The 19,692-nt window shown below is 62.7% G+C and carries 17 protein-coding genes; 9 read left to right on the top strand and 8 right to left on the bottom strand.

Translation table 11 applies throughout. From position 1 onward, the window contains the following. The first annotated feature begins 78 nt into the window (after positions 1-78). From F3H87_RS07350 to F3H87_RS07335, 4 genes are all read left to right on the top strand, one after another. Positions 79-1,182 (top strand): site-specific DNA-methyltransferase, encoded by a 1,104-nt coding sequence (locus tag F3H87_RS07350; RefSeq protein WP_149787931.1) that lies wholly within the window; start codon positions 79-81, stop codon positions 1,180-1,182. 198 nt (positions 1,183-1,380) lie between these two features. After that, a complete protein-coding gene (gene yghU / locus F3H87_RS07345; protein ID WP_149787930.1) occupies positions 1,381-2,253 on the top strand; it encodes a glutathione-dependent disulfide-bond oxidoreductase in 873 nt (290 codons plus the stop codon). A 107-nt stretch (positions 2,254-2,360) separates the two neighbouring features. After that, positions 2,361-3,155 (top strand): HAD-IIB family hydrolase, encoded by a 795-nt coding sequence (locus tag F3H87_RS07340; protein ID WP_149787929.1) that lies wholly within the window; start codon positions 2,361-2,363, stop codon positions 3,153-3,155. Continuing rightward, positions 3,148-4,368 (top strand): glycosyltransferase family protein, encoded by a 1,221-nt coding sequence (locus F3H87_RS07335; RefSeq protein WP_149787928.1) that lies wholly within the window; start codon positions 3,148-3,150, stop codon positions 4,366-4,368. Before F3H87_RS07340 ends, F3H87_RS07335 begins: the two co-directional genes overlap by 8 nt. On the opposite strand, the gene F3H87_RS07330 is transcribed toward F3H87_RS07335, so the two are convergent. Next, positions 4,350-6,119, bottom strand: a complete 1,770-nt coding sequence (locus F3H87_RS07330; protein WP_188129191.1) for a sugar phosphorylase — start codon at positions 6,117-6,119, stop codon at positions 4,350-4,352. The two genes, F3H87_RS07335 and F3H87_RS07330, sit on opposite strands and share 19 nt — an antisense overlap. A 242-nt stretch (positions 6,120-6,361) precedes the next feature. After that, a complete protein-coding gene (locus tag F3H87_RS07325) occupies positions 6,362-7,024 on the bottom strand; it encodes a GntR family transcriptional regulator (RefSeq protein ID WP_149787927.1) in 663 nt (220 codons plus the stop codon). Between the two features lie 128 nt (positions 7,025-7,152). On the opposite strand from F3H87_RS07325, the gene F3H87_RS07320 reads away from it, so the two are divergent. From F3H87_RS07320 to F3H87_RS07300, 5 genes are all read left to right on the top strand, one after another. Next, positions 7,153-7,560 (top strand): cobalamin B12-binding domain-containing protein, encoded by a 408-nt coding sequence (locus tag F3H87_RS07320; RefSeq protein WP_149787926.1) that lies wholly within the window; start codon positions 7,153-7,155, stop codon positions 7,558-7,560. Then, positions 7,560-9,005, top strand: a complete 1,446-nt coding sequence (locus F3H87_RS07315; protein WP_149787925.1) for a phenylacetate--CoA ligase family protein — start codon at positions 7,560-7,562, stop codon at positions 9,003-9,005. Before F3H87_RS07320 ends, F3H87_RS07315 begins: the two co-directional genes overlap by 1 nt. Next, positions 9,005-9,976, top strand: coding sequence for a methylmalonyl Co-A mutase-associated GTPase MeaB (gene meaB, locus F3H87_RS07310; protein ID WP_149787924.1), 972 nt, complete (start codon positions 9,005-9,007; stop codon positions 9,974-9,976). The genes F3H87_RS07315 and meaB overlap by 1 nt, the downstream gene beginning before the upstream one ends. After that, a complete protein-coding gene (locus F3H87_RS07305) occupies positions 9,969-11,660 on the top strand; it encodes a methylmalonyl-CoA mutase family protein (RefSeq protein WP_149787923.1) in 1,692 nt (563 codons plus the stop codon). Before meaB ends, F3H87_RS07305 begins: the two co-directional genes overlap by 8 nt. A gap of 131 nt (positions 11,661-11,791) precedes the next feature. After that, positions 11,792-12,829, top strand: coding sequence for a gamma carbonic anhydrase family protein (locus tag F3H87_RS07300; protein ID WP_223228004.1), 1,038 nt, complete (start codon positions 11,792-11,794; stop codon positions 12,827-12,829). Positions 12,830-12,845: 16 nt separating this feature from the next. Here F3H87_RS07300 and F3H87_RS07295 read toward each other — a convergent pair whose 3' ends face one another. The 6 genes from F3H87_RS07295 to F3H87_RS07270 all read right to left on the bottom strand — a co-directional run bounded on the left by F3H87_RS07295 (position 12,846) and on the right by F3H87_RS07270 (position 19,617). Further along, positions 12,846-14,585, bottom strand: coding sequence for an aldehyde dehydrogenase family protein (locus F3H87_RS07295; protein WP_149787922.1), 1,740 nt, complete (start codon positions 14,583-14,585; stop codon positions 12,846-12,848). A 1-nt stretch (position 14,586) separates the two neighbouring features. After that, positions 14,587-16,215 (bottom strand): long-chain-fatty-acid--CoA ligase, encoded by a 1,629-nt coding sequence (locus tag F3H87_RS07290; RefSeq protein ID WP_149787921.1) that lies wholly within the window; start codon positions 16,213-16,215, stop codon positions 14,587-14,589. Between the two features lie 518 nt (positions 16,216-16,733). Next, a complete protein-coding gene (locus tag F3H87_RS07285) occupies positions 16,734-17,558 on the bottom strand; it encodes a universal stress protein (protein WP_223228003.1) in 825 nt (274 codons plus the stop codon). Positions 17,559-17,706: 148 nt separating this feature from the next. Beyond that, complete coding sequence (locus F3H87_RS07280; protein WP_149787920.1) at positions 17,707-18,945, bottom strand: amidohydrolase family protein; 1,239 nt, start codon at positions 18,943-18,945, stop codon at positions 17,707-17,709. Positions 18,946-18,965: 20 nt separating this feature from the next. After that, complete coding sequence (locus F3H87_RS07275) at positions 18,966-19,265, bottom strand: hypothetical protein (protein WP_149787919.1); 300 nt, start codon at positions 19,263-19,265, stop codon at positions 18,966-18,968. Beyond that, positions 19,252-19,617 (bottom strand): Rieske (2Fe-2S) protein, encoded by a 366-nt coding sequence (locus F3H87_RS07270; RefSeq protein ID WP_149787918.1) that lies wholly within the window; start codon positions 19,615-19,617, stop codon positions 19,252-19,254. Before F3H87_RS07270 ends, F3H87_RS07275 begins: the two co-directional genes overlap by 14 nt. Positions 19,618-19,692: the final 75 nt, after the last annotated feature.

Raw genomic sequence — 19,692 nt, 5'->3', positions numbered from 1 at the left:
ATTGACCACGAATCAGCTTTGACTCATCTTTGACCTCAACCACAGAGCGCGACCAAGCGCCGGGGACAGAGGCAGAGAATGACGACAATGACCAAGAACAAGAGCGCGGATGCGCTCCCTCTCAATACGATTCTGGACGGCGACTGCATCGAGGTGATGAACAGCCTTCCCGAAGGCTCGATCGACCTGATCTTTGCCGACCCGCCCTATAACCTGCAACTGCGCAGCGACCTGCACCGCCCGGACAACTCCAAGGTGGATGCGGTGGACGATGCGTGGGACCAGTTCAGTTCCTTTGCCGCCTACGACACGTTTACCCAAGACTGGCTGAAAGCGGCGCGCCGATTGCTCAAGCCCAACGGGGCGATTTGGGTGATCGGCTCTTATCACAACATCTTTCGGGTGGGCGCGGCGCTGCAGAACGCGGGCTTCTGGATTCTGAACGATGTGGTATGGCGCAAGTCGAACCCGATGCCGAATTTCCGCGGCAAGCGGTTCACCAACGCGCATGAAACGATGATCTGGGCCTCGAAAGAGGAAGGCGCGAAATACACCTTCAACTACGAGGCGCTGAAATCGCTGAACGAAGGCGTGCAGATGCGCAGCGACTGGGTGCTGCCGATCTGCACCGGGCACGAGCGGCTGAAGGACGAGAACGGCGAAAAGGCCCATCCGACGCAAAAGCCGGAATCGCTGTTGCACCGGGTTCTGGTCGGATCGACCAATCCGGGCGACGTAGTGCTGGACCCGTTCTTCGGCACCGGCACCACCGGCGCGGTGGCCAAGATGCTGGGCCGCGATTTCATCGGGATCGAACGCGAAGCGGCCTATCGCAAGGTCGCGCAGAAACGCATCGACAATACCCGCCGTTTCGACCGCGAGGCGCTTCAGGTCTCGGCCAGCAAGCGTGCCGCACCGCGGGTGCCGTTCGGCCAGCTTGTCGAACGCGGAATGCTGCGCCCCGGAGAAGAATTGTTTTCGCCACGCGGACGCATCGCCAAGGTGCGCGCCGACGGCACGCTGGTGGGCAAGGACGTCAAGGGCTCGATCCACCAGGTCGGTGCGGCCTTCGAGGGCGCGCCCAGTTGCAACGGCTGGACCTACTGGCATTTCCGCCGCGACGGAAAGACCATCCCGATCGACCTGCTGCGCCAGCAGATCCGGTCGGAAATGGAAACCTGATCCCTTCAGAAAAACCGGAACACCGCCCGGTGCCCGTGTCCTGACTTGCACGGCACCGACTGCCTGCCCCGCCCTTGTTGGCGGGGCTTTTTTGATTTTCCATGCCGTTTGCCCGCACAGGCGTTGTGTGGCACGCCACCTTGTTGCCCCGCGGGTTTTCCTGTTTCCTGCCGCCAAACGCGCAAACAGGAGACAGCCATGAGCGACGCATACACCCCTCCGAAGGTCTGGGAATGGAAACAGGACAGCGGCGGGCGTTTCGCCAACATCAACCGCCCCATCGCCGGACCGACCCATGACAGGGAGCTTCCGGTGGGCAAGCACCCGCTGCAGCTTTATTCGCTGGCCACGCCGAACGGCGTGAAGGTCACCGTGATGCTGGAGGAGTTGCTGGCCAGGGGGCATGAGGGTGCCGAATACGATGCCTGGCTGATCAATATCGGCGAGGGCGACCAGTTCGGCAGCGGCTTTGTCGACATCAACCCGAACTCCAAGATCCCGGCATTGGCCGATCATTCGCTGGACCCTGCCTTGCGCGTGTTCGAAAGCGCGTCGATCTTGTTCTACCTCGCCGAAAAATTCGGAGAGTTCCTGCCAACCGAGACCCGCGCGCGCACCGAATGCATGAGCTGGGTGATGTGGCAGATGGGCAGCGCGCCCTATCTGGGCGGCGGTTTCGGCCATTTCTACGCCTATGCGCCGGAGAAATGGGAATACCCCATCGACCGTTTCGCCATGGAAGCCAAGCGCCAGCTTGATGTGCTTGACCGGCATTTGGCAGAGAACGAGTGGATGGCGGGGGAATATTCCATCGCCGACATGGCGATCTGGCCTTGGTACGGGCAACTGGTGCTGGGCCGGCTGTATGACGCGGCCGAGTTCCTGGATGTCAAAAGCTACAAGAACGTGGTCCGCTGGGCCGAGGCGATCGACGCGCGGCCCGCGGTGCAGCGTGGCCGCATGGTGAACCGTGCCTTCGGCGAGTTGCACACCCAGTTGCGCGAACGCCACGACGCCAGGGATTTCGACACCAGAACGCAGGACAAGATCGAAGCCGACGAAAAGGGCTGACCCAACCCTGCCCAAATATCGGGCGGGGCGGCTGGATTTGTGACCTGTTGCACAAAACTTCGCCCGGTTTGATGGAGTATCGGTCACGTGCGGCCTAATGTCAGCGCATGACCGACTCTCTGCCGCTGCTGGTGTTCTCGGATCTCGACGGTACGCTGCTGGATCACGACAGCTATGATTTCGCGCCCGCGCGGCCCGCGCTTGCGGCGCTTGCGCGTTTGGGGGCCGGTGTGGTGCTGGCCACCAGCAAGACCGCCGCCGAGGTCGCGCCGCTGCGCGCGTCGATGGGGCTGGAGGCCTGGCCCGCCATCGTGGAAAACGGCGCCGGCATTCTGGAACCGGGCGCCGGGACGGATGGCGACGACGGCATATACCGCACGATACGCGCCGCGCTGGCGGAACTGCCGCCGGGGTTTCATGGTTTTGGCGATGCCACGGTTCAGGACGTGGCCGAACTGACCGGCCTGCCGCCCGAGGCCGCACGCGCCGCGAAACGGCGCCGGTTCAGCGAACCGGGATTGTGGATGGGTGATGCCGGCCAGCTTGCTGCCTTTCTGGACGCGGCCGAAACCGCCGGCTTGCAGGCGCGGCAGGGTGGGCGTTTCCTGACCCTGTCGCTGGGCGGCACCAAGGCCGACCGGATGGACGAGATCGGCCAACGCTACGGCACGCCCGTGACCGTGGCCTTAGGGGACGCCCCGAACGATGCCGAGATGCTGGAGGCGGCGGATTATGGCGTGATCGTCAGGAACCCCCACGCCCCCGCGCTGCCGCCGCTGACGGGCGAAGACAGCGGCCGGATCGTCCGCACCACGGCACCCGGCCCGCAAGGCTGGACCGAGGCGATTTTCGACCTGCTGGGCAGGCTGGGACTGAACAGGGAGGCCGCGACCGATGGCTGATTTTCACCAGAACGGCAATATCACCACATTGCACAACCTGCGCACGCAAACGCTGGACGACCTGCAATACGAGTTGTCGGCTTTCTCGCAAACACGGCGGATAGCGCTGATCCTGCCCAGCCTCTATTCCGAGCTGGAAGGTCCGGCGCTGTCGCACATCCTGGACGAGCTGGCGCAGGTGCCTTACCTGCACCGGATCATCATCGGGCTGGATCAGGCGGACGAGGCGCAGTTCCGCCACGCCCGGCAGTTCTTTGCCCGGCTGCCGCAGACCCATACCGTGATCTGGAACGACAGCCCGCGCATGACGGCGCTGGGGGATCGGCTGGAACGGCACGGGCTTGCCCCGCAAGAGCCGGGCAAGGGCAAGAACGTGTGGTCCTGCATCGGCTATCTTATCGCCTGCGCGGACAGCACGGTGATGGCGATCCACGATTGCGATATCCTGACCTATGACCGCGAGATGCTGGCGCGGCTGGTCTATCCGGTGGCGAACCCCGCCTTTCCCTACCAGATGGCCAAGGGGTTCTATCCCCGCATTGGCGAGGGCAAGATCAACGGCCGGGTCACCCGCCTGCTGGTCAGCCCGCTGCTGATCGCGCTGAAACGGGTGATCGGGGATCGCGATTACCTCGATTACCTGCGCAGTTTCCGCTATCCGCTGTCGGGCGAATTCGCCATGCGCACGCCGATCCTCCCGGATCTGCGCATCCCGTCGGACTGGGGGCTGGAAATCGGCGTGCTGTCCGAGGCATGGCGCAACCTGGCCCCGAAATCGGTCTGCCAGGTCGAAATCTCGGACGCCTATGACCACAAGCACCAGGATCTGTCGCCCGAGGACGCGAGCAAGGGCCTCAGCCGGATGTCCACCGATATCTGCAAGGCGATCTTTCGCAAGCTGGCCGCCGATGGCACGGTGTTCACGCCCAATGTGTTCCGCACGCTGAAAGCGACCTATTACCGCTCGGCGCTGGACCTGCTCGAGGGGTATTACAACGACGCGCGGATGAACGGCCTGACGGTCGACCGCCACAAGGAAGAGAAATCCATCGAGCTGTTTGCCGAGAATATCATCCGCGCCGGGCAGGTGTTTCTCGACAACCCGCACGAAACGCCGTTCATCCCGACATGGAACCGCGTGCACGCGGCCGATCCGCAATTCCTGGCCGACCTGCGCGCCGCCGTGGCCGCCGATCAGGAAGAGTTCGCCTGACGCGGACCTTCGCGGTTGGCGATCCAGCGGCACTGGTAGGGGGCGAAGGGGATGCCCGGCCCGGTCGGGTCGATATGCTCGCCCGAGATCAGGTCGGCCCAGCTGTCGCCCTCGATCAGGTTGACGGCCGAAGGATCGACCGTGACCGTATCCGCGCTGACATTGTGAATGGCAAAGACCGACTGGTGCCGGTCGAGGCTTTGCCGCCAGATGCCGAAAAGCCTGTCGTCCAGCGCCAGGGTGAACTGCGTGGCGTTCGGGTGAAAGGCCGGCTGGCGTGCCCGCAGCCGCAGCAGGCGGCTGAGCCCCTGCAGCGCGCGCGACTGATCGGACGCCGGATCGGCCAGCCGGTCCAGCAGGGTCGGGTAATCCCAGCGGTGGCGGTTGATCGCGCGGTTCATGCCGCGCCGCTCCACCGCGTCGTGATCGTTGGACGTGGCCAACATCGAATGGATGTAGAAGGCCGGGATACCCTCCAGCGACATGACGATGGTCTGGGAACACAGGAACCGCTGCATGTGGTGATCGTCCTGCCCGGCAAAGGTGGCGCGCATCGCGTCGAACCAGCTGCAGTTCAGCTCATAGGGTTCTTCGCCGCCATCGGGCGTGGCGCGCATCGACAGCAGCCCGCCGATACCGCGCACCGTGTCGATCACCTGCGCCTTTTCCTGCGGCGGCAGCACGCCCTCGGCCGGGCGCATCCCGATCCCGTCATGGCTGGCGGTGAAGTTGAGATAGGCACAGCCAAGCTGCGCCGGGGGCATCCCCGCTTGCCAGCGATGCAGATAGCGCGCGGTGCCCGCCATCATCGCGTGCAGGATCAGGGGCGGCAGGGGAAAGTTATAGACCGCGTGCGCCTCGTTCCGGTTGCCGAAATAGCTGAGGTTCTCGGCACGGGGCACGTTGGTTTCGGTCAGCAGGACCAGCGTTTCGGTGGCGTAGTCGGCCAGCAGCCGCATCAGTTGCACGATGGCATGGGTCTGCGGCATGTGGATCGAGGGGGTGCCGGCCTCTTTCCAAAGAAAGGCCACCGCGTCGAGCCGCAGGATACGCACGCCCTGATCCACGTGCAACCGGATGATGCGCAGCATTTCCAGCAGCACCTCGGGATTGCGGAAATCCAGGTCGATCTGATCATGGCTGAACGTGCACCAGACATGGCGCGGGCCGTTCGACGTTTCGACCTCCTGCAGCAGCGGCGTGGTGCGCGGGCGCACGACGGCGGCAAGATCCTGATCGGGCGAGGCCTCGAAAAAGAAACCGTCATAGGGCGGCTGGCCCTGCCGGTAGGCGTTGAACCACGGGCCCTGGCTGCTGACATGGTTCAGCACAAGGTCCGACATAAGGTGGAAATCGCCCGCGATGCGACGGATATCCGACCAGTCGCCCAGTTGCGGATTGACCGCGCGATAGTCCGTCACGGCAAAGCCATCGTCCGAGGTGAAGGGAAAGAACGGCAGGATATGCACGCCGTTCACCACGCCCTTCATCCGGCGCAGAAGGAAATCGTGCAGCAGGTCCAGCGGTTTATGCGCCCCGTCCTGTATCGAATTGCCATAGGTGATCAGCACCGCGTCATGTTCGGACCACAGGTTGTTGCCGGGCGGGCGGGCGCGCTTGCGGCGGTGGCTGCCCTCGGGCCAGAAGGCATCGACGATCTGGCTGGCCAGGATATCGGCATCCAGATCGGGATAAATCCGCCGCACCAGCGCCGCCAGCCGTTGCGAGAAGGAAAGCGTCAGTTCAGGCATGTGCCGCGATCCGGGGGTGACATGGGCTGCTGAATACTGTGCGGGTCATGGCTGCCTGACGTTCGATCCTGTGCCTAGTTTTGCGCAACGCCCCCTTGCGGGGCAAGCCGTGGGATCGCCCCCCGGTGCGGGATGCGGCGCCGTGCCCAATAAACGGGCAGCGCCGGATCGGCGGATAAGGTCAGGCGTGTCAGTCAGTTACCGGTTTCTGCCGTCGGGTCCGGGCGACCATAGCGGCATCGTCATCCATCCCGGGACGGGGCGAGCTTGAGCGACCGCGGCGCCGCGTGTTCCATATGTTCGCGCATCAGCCTGGCCGCGTATTCCGCCTCACCCCGGACCATGGCCGTGAATATCCTGTCGTGTTCCTTCCAGACGCGCAGCGTGGCCCCCGGCACGCTGAGCACCTCGCTCATGGCGCGCTGAAGGTGGCGCCAGTTCAGGTTCATCGTGTCGGCAATGATCATGTTGCCGCTGAGCGTGTAGATCAGGTTGTGAAAATCCATGTCCGCCCTGAGCGCCGACACGTGGTCGCCGCTTTGCACATGGCTTTTGCCGCGGGCGATTATCTCGCGCCCGATCGAGATCGCCTCGGGCGTCATGCGCGTGGTCGCCAGACGCACCGCCATTGGCTCGACCGCCGTGCGGAACTGGTAGATCGAGTCGAAAAGCGCCTGGTCGATGGGGGCGACGACGACACCCCGCTTGCCCGTGTCCTGCACGAATCGCTGTGCCTTGAGCATTGCGATCGCGCTGTTCACCGGCTGCCGCGACACGTTGAGACGCTCGGCCAGGTCGTCCTGGTTCAGACGCTCGCCGGGCCTGATGTCGCCCACGCAGATCGCTTCGAGCAGGGCGTCGTAGGCTTGTTCAACAAGCGTTTTCTTTTGCGTCAAAGCTTCCATGCCGGGGCCCCTTTGCCAGTTTATGACCGTGCCTCCCTCTTTTCATCTTAGGTTGCGGATTGACAGATCGCAAGCATTCGTATTTCGTATACGAAATTCTCAAATACGGGATATGAAAGGGAGAGAACATGTCCGCACCGATCCGGGTTCTGCTCGCCAAGGTTGGCCTCGATGGTCATGACCGTGGCGTGAAAGTGGTGGCGCGCACGCTGCGCGACGCCGGGATGGATGTCGTCTATACCGGCCTGCACCGCACGCCGGAGGAGGTGGTCACCGCCGCCGTGCAGGAGGATGTCGACGTGCTTGGCGTCAGCCTGCTGTCGGGCGTGCAGATGACGGTGTTTCCCAAGATCTTCGCGCTGCTCGAACAGCACAAGGTCGGCGACATGATCGTGATCGCCGGCGGCGTCATGCCGGACGAGGATGTCGAGGAACTCAAGAAAATGGGCGTGGCCGAGGTGCTGCTTCAGGACACCCCGCCGCAACAGATCATCAATACGCTGACCTCTCTGGTGGAAGCCCGGGGGGCCCGGTGATGTCCACGCAGATGGAGCAGTGGTCCTTTCCGCCGCGCTACGACGACGGCTATCTTCCCGAAGCGGGCAGCCGGTACTGGTTTCCCCATCGTGAAACCATGCCAGCGGGCGACCGCGAGGCCGCGATCCTGAAACGGCTGCAGGAAGTCTGCGCCTACGCATACGAGAACGCCCCCTTCTACCGGCAGAAATGGGACGAGGCTGGTTTTCACCCGTCGCAGCTGAAATCGCTGGAGGATTTCGAAAGCCGCGTGCCCGTCGTCAAGAAGGCCGACCTGCGCGCCGCACAGGAGGCGCATCCGCCCTTCGGCGATTATCTTTGCGTGCCCGAGAACGAGGTGTTTCACGTTCATGGCACCAGTGGCACCACGGGCCGGCCGACGGCCTTCGGCGTCTCGCAAAACGACTGGCGGGCCATCGCCAACGCCCATGCGCGCATCATGTGGGCCATGGGTATGCGGCCGGGCGACACGATCTGCGTCGCCGCGATCTTCAGCCTGTACATGGGCAGCTGGGGCGCGCTGGCCGGGGCCGAGCGGCTGGGCGCAAAGGCATTCCCCTTCGGCGCGGGGGCGGCGGGCATGTCGTCGCGCTGTGCCCAGTGGCTCGATATCCTGAAGCCCGCCGGCTTCTACGGCACGCCGACCTATGCCATCCACCTGGCCGAAACGGCCATCAAGGACGGGCGCGACCCGCGCAAGTTCGGCCTCAAATACATGTTCTTCTCGGGCGAACCGGGCGCTTCGATCCCGTCGATCCGCGAACGGATCGAGGATCTTTACGGGGCCAAGGTGTTCGACAGCGGCTCGATGGGCGAAATGACGCCCTGGATGCATGTGGGCGGCTCGCGCGAGACGCCGGGCATGCTGTGCTGGCAGGATATCGTCTATACCGAGGTCTGCGATCCCGACACCCATCACCGGGTTCCCTATGGCCAGCGCGGCACGCCGGTCTATACCCACCTGGAACGGACCTCGCAGCCGATGATCCGGCTGGAATCGGGCGACCTGACGGTCTGGACGAACGACGAAACGCCCTGCGGCCGGACCTATCCGCAACTGCCGATGGGTATCATCGGGCGGATCGACGACATGATCACGATCCGTGGCGAGAACGTCTATCCATCCGAGATCGAGGCGGCACTGTGCCAGATCGAGGGCTATGGCGGGGAGCATCGCATTTTCATCACCCGCGAGGGCACGATGGACAAGATGATGATCTCGGTCGAGCTTGACGGCGATCGCTGGGCACGCGGGCCGGAGGTGCACAAGGCCTTTCACGCAAAGGTGGCCACGCAACTGCACAACATGCTGGGGCTGCGCTCGGTGATCGAGATCGTGGCGCCAAACACCCATCCGCGCACCGACTTCAAGGCCAAGCGCGTGATCGACGATCGGGCCGCCTTTGCCGAGATGCAGCGCCGCCAGCAAGAGGTATCAGGCTGATGGCAAGACCCTATATTCCCTCGCTCGACCTGATCGAGCCCGCCGCGCGCGGCGAGATCTGGGCGGTGGCGCGGCTGATCTCGCGCGCCGAGGCGGGCCAGCCCGAGGTGCGCGAGGCGATCGGAGAGATCTACAAGCGCGCGGGCGCCGCCCATGTGATCGGCATCACCGGCGTGCCCGGATCGGGCAAGTCGACGCTGGTTTCCAAGCTGGTGCGCAAGCTGCTCGATGCGGGCGAGCGCGTGGCGGTGGTGGCGATCGACCCGTCGAGTCCCTATTCCGGCGGCTCGATCCTGGGCGACCGGATACGCATGTCGGACCTTGTGCTCGATCCCAATGTCTTTATCCGCTCCATGGCGACCCGTGGCGCAGTGGGCGGCATGGCCCATGCGGCGCTGGACGTGGTCGACATCCTCGACCTTGCCGGGTTCGACAAGATCATCATCGAAACGGTGGGCGTGGGTCAGGACGAAGTCGAGATTGCCAAGTCGTCGCACACCACCGTTGTGGTTTCGGCACCGGGGCTGGGCGACGAGATACAGGCCATCAAGGCCGGTATCCTTGAAATCGCCGACCTGCATGTCGTTTCGAAATGCGATCGTTCAGATGCCAACCGCACGCTGACCGACCTAAAGATGATGCTCAAGGACGGGCTGGGCGGGGCGCTGACCCGCGGCTGGGTGCCGCCGGTGATCGGCACCAGTTCCTACGACGACGAGGGCTTTGACGAGCTCGTCGACGGTTTTGCCCGGCATCTTGCCCATCTCGAAGGGCCCGCCGGCCAGGCGCGGCGCGAACAGATCTCGGTGTTCCGCCTGAAGAAGGCCGCCGAGGCACTGATGCTGGAAATGCTGCGCAGCGACCCCTCGTTCGAACCCGAGGGCAAGCGCGTCGCGGCGCGCCAGACCGACCCCTACACCGCCGCAAGCGGCATCGTGAAACACTTCTCGACGGAGAAAACCCATGTCTGAATCCATCTCGAAAGCCAGCCCCGAAGATATCGCAAAGGCGGTCGAGGACTGGGAAAAAACCGAAGTCGCCGACTTTGTCGCCCGCGCGCCCGAGCGCAAGGAACAGTTCTTTACCCTTGGCGACTTTCCGGTCAAGCGCACCTATACCGCCGCCGACATCGCCGACACGCCGGCCGAGGATATCGGCCTGCCGGGCCGGTATCCCTTTACCCGCGGCCCCTATCCGACCATGTATCGCGGCCGCAACTGGACCATGCGCCAGATCGCCGGTTTCGGCACCGGCGAAGATACCAACAAGCGGTTCAAGTTCCTGATCGAACAGGGCCAGACCGGGATCTCGACCGATTTCGACATGCCGACGCTGATGGGCTATGACAGCGACCATCCGATGTCGGACGGCGAGGTCGGCCGCGAGGGCGTGGCCATCGACACGCTGGCCGACATGCGCGCGCTGCTGGACGGGATCGACCTGGAAAACATCTCGGTCTCGCTGACCATCAACCCGACCGCGTGGATCCTGCTGGCGATGTATATCGCGCTTTGCGAAGAGCGCGGTTATGACCTGAACAAGGTCTCGGGCACGGTTCAGGCCGATATCCTCAAGGAATACATGGCGCAAAAGGAATACATCTATCCCATCGCGCCCTCGGTCCGCATCGTGCGCGACATCATCGGTCACACCACGAAGACGATGAAACGCTACAACCCGATCAACATCTCGGGTTATCACATCTCCGAGGCCGGTTCGTCGCCGCTGCACGAGGCGGCCTTTACCATGGCGAACCTGATCGTCTATGTCGAAGAGGTGCTGAAAACCGGCGTCGATATCGACGATTTCGCGCCGCGGCTGGCCTTTTTCTTCGTCTGCCAGGCCGATTTCTTCGAAGAGGTCGCCAAGTTCCGCGCCCTGCGCCGGGTCTATGCCAAGATCATGAAGGAACGCTTTGGCGCGAAAAAGCCCGAGTCGATGCGCCTGCGTTTTCACTGTCAGACAGCTGCCGCCTCGCTGACCAAGCCGCAATACATGGTCAACGTGATGCGCACCACGACGCAAGCGCTGGCCGCGGTTCTGGGCGGGGCGCAATCGCTGCACACCAACGGCTATGACGAGGCCTTTGCCATCCCGACCGAAAACGCCATGCAACTGGCGCTGCGCACCCAGCAGGTGATCGCGGACGAAACCGGCGTGACGCAGGTTGTGGACCCGCTGGGGGGATCGTATTTCGTCGAAAGCCTGACCAATGATTACGAGAAGAAGATCTTTGAGGTGCTCGACGAGGTCGAGGAGCGCGGCGGCACCATCAAGCTGATCGAGGAAGGCTGGTTCCAGAAGCATATCGCCGATTTCGCCTATGAAACCGCGCTGCGGAAGCAATCGGGCGAAAAGCCGGTGATCGGCGTGAACCGCTATGTCGTGGATGAAACCGGCGTCAAGATCGAGGTGCATCCCTATGACGAAACGACAGCCAAGCGCCAGATCGACCGGACGCAATCGGTGCGCGCCAACCGCGACGAGGCCAGGGTGCAGGCGCTGCTCGACAGGCTGGTCGAGGTCGCAAAGGACGACAGCGCCAACATCATGCCGGTCACCATCGAACTGGTGAAGGAAGGCGCGACCATGGGCGACATCGTCGAAAAGCTGAAAGGCATCTGGGGCGTTTACCGCGAAACCCCGGTCTTCTGACAAGGTGGGGCGCCGCCGGAACACAGGCCGGGCGGCGCCTCTTTCCCGCGCAGGGGATCGGCGTTACGGTAGCGGCGTCCGGCGCGGCCGTGATACGCAAGACCGTTACCACAGGAAAAGAAAGACATCCCTTGGCTGACCATCTCGAACCCATGAGTGCCGCCTATAACGGTACATCACCGGCCTTTGGCGGCGATCCGGCATTTGCCGGGGAAGGTGCCGTCGTTCTGGGCCGTGCAACGCTGGGCAGCGGTGCCTGGCTTGGCCCCTGGTCGGTCATCCGCGCGGACGGGCACTATGTCGAGATCGGCGACGATTTCCACCTTGGCGCCCATGCGACGGTGCATATCGCGCATGACGTCTATCCCACGCATATCGGCAACCGGGTGACTGCCGGGCAAGGCGCGGTAATACATGCCTGCACCGTGGCCGACGGCTGCGTCATCGAGCGCGAGGCCGTGATCCTCGACGGTTCGCGGATCGGGCCGGGAGCGGTGATTTCCGCCGGCTCTATCGTGTTCCCGCGCAGCGAGCTGGAAGGCGGGTGGCTCTATTCCGGCAGCCCGGCAAAGCCGGTGGCCCGCGTGACGGAGCCCGAGCTTGCCGCCTATCACCAGCGCATCCGCAACGAGGGGGCAAAGCCGCAGGACGATGGCGGCCTGCAAACCAGCCTCGATTGCTTTGTGGCGCCCTCGGCGCGCGTGCGTGGCACTGTCGAGGTCGGCGAAGGCGTGGGCATCTGGTATGGGTGTCGCCTCGATGCAGGCGGGCACCGCATCGTCATCGGCGACGGCACCAATGTTCAGGACAACAGCCTTGTCACCTGCGAGGCGGGCGAGGTCGTGATCGGCCCGGACGTGACCATCGGCCATAACGTCACGCTGACCGATTGCGTCATCGAAAGCGGCAGCCTGGTCGGCATCGGCTCGCTGATCGCGCCGGGAACGGTGGTGGAAAGCGACGTTCTGGTTGCGGCCGGAACACAGACCGAACCCGGCCAGCGGCTGACCAGCGGTCAGGTCTGGGCCGGGCGCCCGGCGCGTGCCATCGGGGCAATGGACGACCGCAAGCGCAAGATGCTGGCGCTGACGCTGCCGACCTATCGTGACTATGCCAACCGCTTTCGCGCGACACCGCACCATCCCCTGAACGTGACCGACCCGTCCTGACGGGACGGTATCGGCGTCACCCCCGCAAGGCGTTGATCAGGATACTCGGTAGTTTCGTCCAGTCGGGTTTGTACTGGAACCCTGTCAGAAGCCGCCCGATCCTGTGCTGGCGGCGGTTCGTGATGAAGAACGGCGGCTTTGGCAGCAGGGTGAACTGCAGCGACAGCAGCCCGCGCGGGAAGGGCCGCCATGGCGCCGTCACGATGGTGCGTTCGGTGTTTTCGAGCATGAACGCATTGTGCACGGTGCCGATGCCCGATTGCACATCCTCGATCGTATGGCCCGGATAGGCCCCCCAGGGGCATGCGGGGATCAGGAAGCCCAGGCCGCACCAGCCGTTCACGCCGATCGTGCCATAGCGCAGCCCGGCAAGGATTTCTTCGAACCGCCGGCGCCCGATCTGCCGGATTGTGCGCGGATGGATCAGGATATTCGCGCCCAGCGTGCCCCAAAGCTCGTTATTGGCATAGTCGATGGCGGCGCGCAGATAGGTCTCGGCATCCGGGGCATCCAGTTCACGCACACCCATGGCGGGGCCAAAGACCTCGTGTTCGCGGTTATAGCCGTCTTCGCCAAGCTGCCCGATCACCAGCGGCGGCGCCTTGTCGCCGCGCGGCACCTTCTGCACCTGCCCGCCGCACATCTCGTAGTGCTCCAGCCGCTGCTCCGCACCGGGATACCAGACCGGGCGATGCGATTGCGCCGCCACCTTTTTGAGCGCGGCCAGCAGCGCGCCACCCCTGGCCCAACCCTTCGGCATGATCAGCGCCTGGGTGGCGATGCAGTTATGGCCGGAATTGTGCAGTTTCATCGTGGCGATGTTTTCGGCCTGAAAGCGGATATCGGCCGCCGACCAGGGCCCCGGCACGACGATCGTCGGCGAGACCGAGCCCAGTTCCGAGGTAAAGCGTTTGGCGTTCTTCGGCGTACCCGCGGCCCGGTTCTTGTCGGCCTCGTCGCCCACACCCCAGACGATCGCATCGTGGGTCTTGTCCGAGCCGGTGATGTGCAGCTCTTCCACGATGGGATGTTCGCACAGATAGGCCCCGCCCGCCGCGTCGCCCTTGACGATGCGCAGGGCATCCATGTCGATAAAGGGTTTCATCGCCATTTCGAAAAACCCGGTCAGGTAATCGTTGACCGGGTTCATCTTGAGGATGACCACCTGGTTTTCCAGGAACAGCTTTTGCAACACGTCCAGCGGTGTGATCGCCGCCACGTTGCCCGCCCCGAGGATCAGCGCGACCTTGCCCTTGCGTTTGCTTTCCGGCTGGTCATAGACGATGGCCGCGTGTTTCTTCAGGTTGGCGGGTGTCACGCCCCGTTGCATCCACACCTCGGCGGAAATCCCGGAAAGCAGCAGGCGATCCCAGAGCGAATGCGGCAGCACCTTTACGGCGGTCTGGCCAGTGGGCAATTCGCGCGTGGGCAGATGATCGACGAAGCGTTTGCCATCCATCTGGCTCAGCGTATGCATGAGCGCATTCGCCCCGGCCATCGTCGCATAGGGGCCGGCGATCCATTCCTCGCCCGAGACCGGCATATCGGGGGTCAGCCCCTTCTTGAGGGCCGAGGTTTCGGCCCAGTCCCGCGCCACGGCCATGATCCCGTCTTTCATCGCGGCCAGCAGGGCGATCCGTTCAGGCACGGGGGTTTGGGCCCACGCATCCTTGGCCGCGTCCAGTTCGGCCAGCGCGGTTTCATACCCCGCGTACAGGGTATCCTGATCCTGCAGGCTTAGTTGCGCGCCTTCCATGTCAGGCCACCTCTTTCGAGAAGATACCGCCGAACTGGTCACGCAGCTTGTTCTTGAGCATCTTGCCCGTCGCATTGATCGGGATCGCGTCGGTAAAGATCACCTTGTCGGGGATCTGCCACCTGGCGACCTTGCCCTCGAACAGGTCGAGTATCTCCTGCTCGGACGGGTCGGCGCCTTCGGCCTTGACCGCGACGATCACCGGGCGCTCGTCCCATTTGGGGTGTTTCACGCCGATGGCCGCGGCCATGGCGATGCCGGGATGCGCCACGGCGATGTTTTCCAGATCGACCGAGGAAATCCATTCGCCCCCCGATTTGATGATGTCCTTGGTGCGGTCGCGGATCACCATGAACCCGTCGGCGTCGATGGTCGAGACATCGCCGGTATCGAACCAGCCATCTTCGGTCAAGGCGGTCTCGGCCTGGCCGAAATAGGTTTCGACAACCCAATGGCCACGCACCTGAAGCGCGCCTTCGGTCTTGCCGTCATGCGGCAGGGGGGTGCCTGCGTCGTCGACGATGCGGATCTCGATCCCGAAGGGCGGACGCCCCTGCCCCACGCGCAGCGCGGCGGCCTCGTCCGGGACAAGGCCGGCATGTTTCGCCTTGAGGTGGTTCGCCGTGCCCAGCGGGCTGGTTTCCGTCATCCCCCAGGCATGGATCGTTTCGCAATCGTATTTCTCGCGGAAAGTGGCAATCATCGACGGGGCCGCCGCCGATCCGCCGATCACGTTGCGTTTCAGGCTTTCCATCCTGGACCCGGATTTCGCCGCCGAGGCCAGCAGCATCTGCCAGATCGTCGGAACCCCAAGCGCCAGCGTGACCTTGTGCGTGTCGATCAGATCAAGCAGGCTGTCGCCATCCAGCCCCGGCCCAGGCATCACCAGCTTGGCCCCGGTCATCGCCGTCGCATAGGGAATGCCCCAGGCGTTCGCGTGGAACATCGGAACCACCGGCAGCACCGTTTCGCGCGCCGAAAGCGACAGACCGTCGGGCTGCGCGATCGACATCGTGTGCAACATCGTCGAACGGTGATAATAAAGCACGCCCTTGGGATGGCCGGTCGTGCCCGAGGTGTAGCAGAGCGAACAGGGCGTATCCTCGCTGAATTGCGGCCAAGTATATCCTGCGTCCCCGGTTTCGATCAGTTCGTCGAAGAAAAGAACGCCGGGAACAGCCTCGGCCACCTCGGGGTCGCGCGCGCCCATGTAGATGAAATGCTCAATGGTCGTCAGATGATCACGGGTGCCGGTGATCAGCGGCATGAATGTCTTGTCGAAGAAGATCGCCTTGTCGGTCGCGTCATTGCATATGAAAATGAACTGCTCCGGGAACAGCCGGGGGTTCAGCGTATGGCAGACATATCCGCCGCCGGACACCGCGAACCAGATCTTCAGGTGGCGGTGATTGTTCCAGGCCAGCGTGGCGACACGGTCGCCCTGCGCAAGCCCCAGCCCGGCAAGGGCCGAGGCCAGCCTGCGCGATGCGACCCCGGTTTCGGCCCAGGTCGTGACATTCATCTCACCCGAGGTTTCCCGCGAAATGATCTCGGTATCGCCGTGGTAATTTTCGGCGTGCACGATCAGGTCGCTGATCAGCAGCTCTTTCTTCATCATTGAGCCAAGCATGTAGTTCTCCCAGTGTGAAAATTGGTGAAACGAAAACGCCCTTTGCACAGGCGACATCGGTCCCGGAGTTCACGGCCAATACGGCGTCAGCGAAACCTGTCAAACCGCCGCAGTTGCTGTTCCGGCATTCCGTGCGAACGAATTATACATGGCCCTCCCCGACCCTCCTCAACCGCGTCACCATTCGCCGGGGCCACGCCACGGCGAATCTGTCATGCGGCCTTCACCGGCGAGCATGACAAAAAATACGGACAATTGTCCAGTTTTAATGCCTAATATACAGAGATCAGGTGACAGGCGCCGGCCCGCTTGCGCCAAACGCATGTCGGAAGATTTTGTGAAAACAATAATATAGGGAGCCCACAGACGCATATCGCCCGACATGAAGCCGACTGGATTCCAGTGGCCCCGGGCAGAGTAAGAACGCCCGGATGTCGCGGCGGACAATGCTGGGCCGATTACAGCCCGCGCGTTGTCGGGCAGCGAAACCCAAGGCGCCGCCTTATGCCGGAGCCGGCTTAGTGGGACATGAACACCGGCACTTTTGCCGATCGCAGCACCTGGTGCGTTACCCCGCCGAACAGGTCCTGAGAAAACTTGCTGTGCTCATACGCGCCCATGACGATCAGCTTCGCGCCGATTTCGGTTGCGGTATCCTCGATCACATCGGCAATTTTCCGGCCGGATCTCTGCCGTTTGAGATGTTCGGCCTGAATGCCGTGACGTTCCAGATGCGCCAGGATGCCGGTGCCGGGGGGCAGCTCGTGCAACGTGTCGCCAACCGTGACGACCGAGACTTTCCTGGGCTTTTCTTCCAGGATCATCATGGCATCGTTGAGCGCCCTCGCGGCCGACCGCTTACCGTCCCAGGCAACGATGGCATGATCTGCCAAGCCCTGTGATTCATACCCATCCGGCACCACGAGAACCGGGCGGCCGCTTTGCAGCGCCACCAGGTCGGGGCTGGCGGCGCGGAACTCATCCGTGGGCAGCCGGGGCTGGTAGCCTGTTATGACGAAATCGAAACTCCGCGCGATTTCCGTCAGCGCGACCTTGCCAACCATCTCGGGCACGAGAAACTGCGAGCGGCTTTCGATCCCCGCCGCTGTCACCTCGTCCTGAAACAACTGGCGCGACGCCTCGATCCGTTCGTTTCGAATTGACCCGAGCTTTTCACGCAGGTCTTCCGTCAGGCCAATGGCCTGATCGAAATAGGACGACGTGTTGCCGTAAACTCCGGTCAGCCACGCCTCATGTCGGGCGGCGATCTTCACTGCATGGCGCAAGCTGCTCGGGAAACCGGAGCTTCCGGTATGGGCAAGCAGGAGGTTTTTTATGCTCATGTTTTTTCTCGCTTTTCGGCCAGTGAGCGGCCTTTGCGCGACAATAACTTAGAGGTCTATGTTTGTCAATCTGGCGGGGTTTACCCAGTTCGTCGCGCCCTGCGACGATGGCGCGGCCCGGTACGCAACCGGGCCGCGCCGACCGGCGTCAGCCGGCCTTGCGTGCCTCAAGCTTCCAATCCGACATCACCGGATCGAGATTGAACAGCTTTTGCGCGTTGCCGCCCAGGATATCCCTCTTGGCCTTTTCGCCCAGGAAAGGGATGTCGTAGATCGTGCTCGGCAGGTCCATGTCCCAGTGCGGATAGTCGGACGAATACAGAAGCTGCGATTCAGCGTTGATCATCTTGAACGTGACTTCCAGGGCTTCCTTGTTGTCGACCAGCTCGATGGGCTGCGACGAATAGAACATTTCGCGCATGTAATCGCTCGGCTTTTTCTTCAGCAGCGGAGCGTCCGAGGTGCGCATCATGTATTCGTTGTCCAACCGCTGCATCAGGAACGGAATCCACGCAAGGCCGCTTTCGATCCACATCGTTTTGAGCTTGGGGAACCGCTCGGGCATACCGTTCAGCACCCAGTTGGTCATGTGGATGATGTTGCAGAAACTGAAGCCCAGCGCATGAACCGAGATAAACTTGTTCAGCTGCGCAAGAGACGAATCCGCCCAGTGATAGGCCGCATGGAAGCCCAGCGGCATACCGTGCTCTTCCAGCTTGGCGTAGATGCGCATGTTGACGTTGTCATGCACCGGACGCTTCAGGTAGCCCGTGGACAGGAAACCGACGACGCCTTTGCGTTCGGCGAATTCGTCGATCATCTTCTCGGCCTCGTGCGGCTCGTTCATCGGAAGATAGACCATCGAGACGATGCGCTTGTCTTCTTCGAGAATCCGCTCGCAAAGCCAACGGTTATAGGCCCGCGCCATCGCCACCTCGACCTCGGGCTGTGGATGCGTCGCCAGCAGCAGCATCGGCGTCGGGAACAGGCACGCCATGTCGACACCCATGGCGTCCATCCAGCGCCGGGTCAGCGTGATGTCGCGGTGCGGCTTTTCGGGCACGACCTCTTTGTTGCGGCCGGCATAGCGCGTCACGCGTCCGGCCATGTCCTGTGAGCCGATCGCCTGGGGGATCAGGCCCGCACGACCGACATTACCCGCCGACATGCCGAGATGGCGCAGCACCGGGTCGTCCATGTATTGAAGGATTTCTGGCAGGGCTTCGGTTTCGTAGTGGTGGCTGTCCACATCACAAATAAAGAAGTCCTTGTAGTTCCGGTCCTCAGCCTGTTTGCGCGCGTTCTTCAGCAGTTTCGTGGTGTTGAACTCCTTGATCGCCGGATCGGTATCGGAGCTGTAGTTCGGTGAATTGGGTGTCAGTGTCATTCAGTATCCTCCCCTGACCTTCAGTTCTTTAGCGTTTGCCACATACCCAGCTCGAATGCGGCCATGTCGGCGGCTTCGAGTATCCCGGTGGCGGCAATTGCAACTTCCGTCGCCGAGACATCGCTATTGCTCGGAAAAGGGGCCAATTCCTTGTCGCTTTCACGAAGATGCGCGTAGGCGCGCACGACTTCGGCGAACAGGGCTTGCAGTTGCTCAAGGCTCATGCCGTCGTTCCCGGGCGAGCGAAGAGCGCGAAGAACGCCATCAACGGATGCGTCCACAGCTTGCGTATCAGCGGTCATTTTTTCAAATTTCGACATAAACGTTCTCATCCCGCTCAACCACCTTGTAGCGGCTGAGACGAATCTTGGAGTCGCCGACGGCTTCTCCGGTTTCGATCTTGAATTCCCAACCATGCCAGGGGCACACGAAGTGCATTTCGGCAGTGTCAAAGTTCTGTCTGAGGGGGCGTCGCTGTTCGTCGAACTCGACGCAGACCCGGGGCATTTTCAACCCTTCGCAGACCGGACCTCCCTGATGGGGGCATACGTTCCGATAGGCCACGATCGTGCCTTTGTGCCGGATGACACCGATCTCGACCCCCTCGACCTCGCAGATCCTGGCGGTCGTGTCGCTGATATCCGACGAAGCGCACAGTAGTTTTTCAGCCATGAAAGCTCCTCCTTTTTCGGTAATCCCGTCTTACTCTGCAATTTAGTAAGATTGTCTTACTATAAGGAAGTCGTT

The organism is Lutimaribacter pacificus, from assembly GCF_900142185.1.
Lineage (GTDB): Bacteria > Pseudomonadota > Alphaproteobacteria > Rhodobacterales > Rhodobacteraceae > Lutimaribacter > Lutimaribacter pacificus.
The sequence above is the reverse complement of the archived record's forward strand: the minus strand, read 5'-3'. Positions and strand labels throughout refer to the sequence as shown.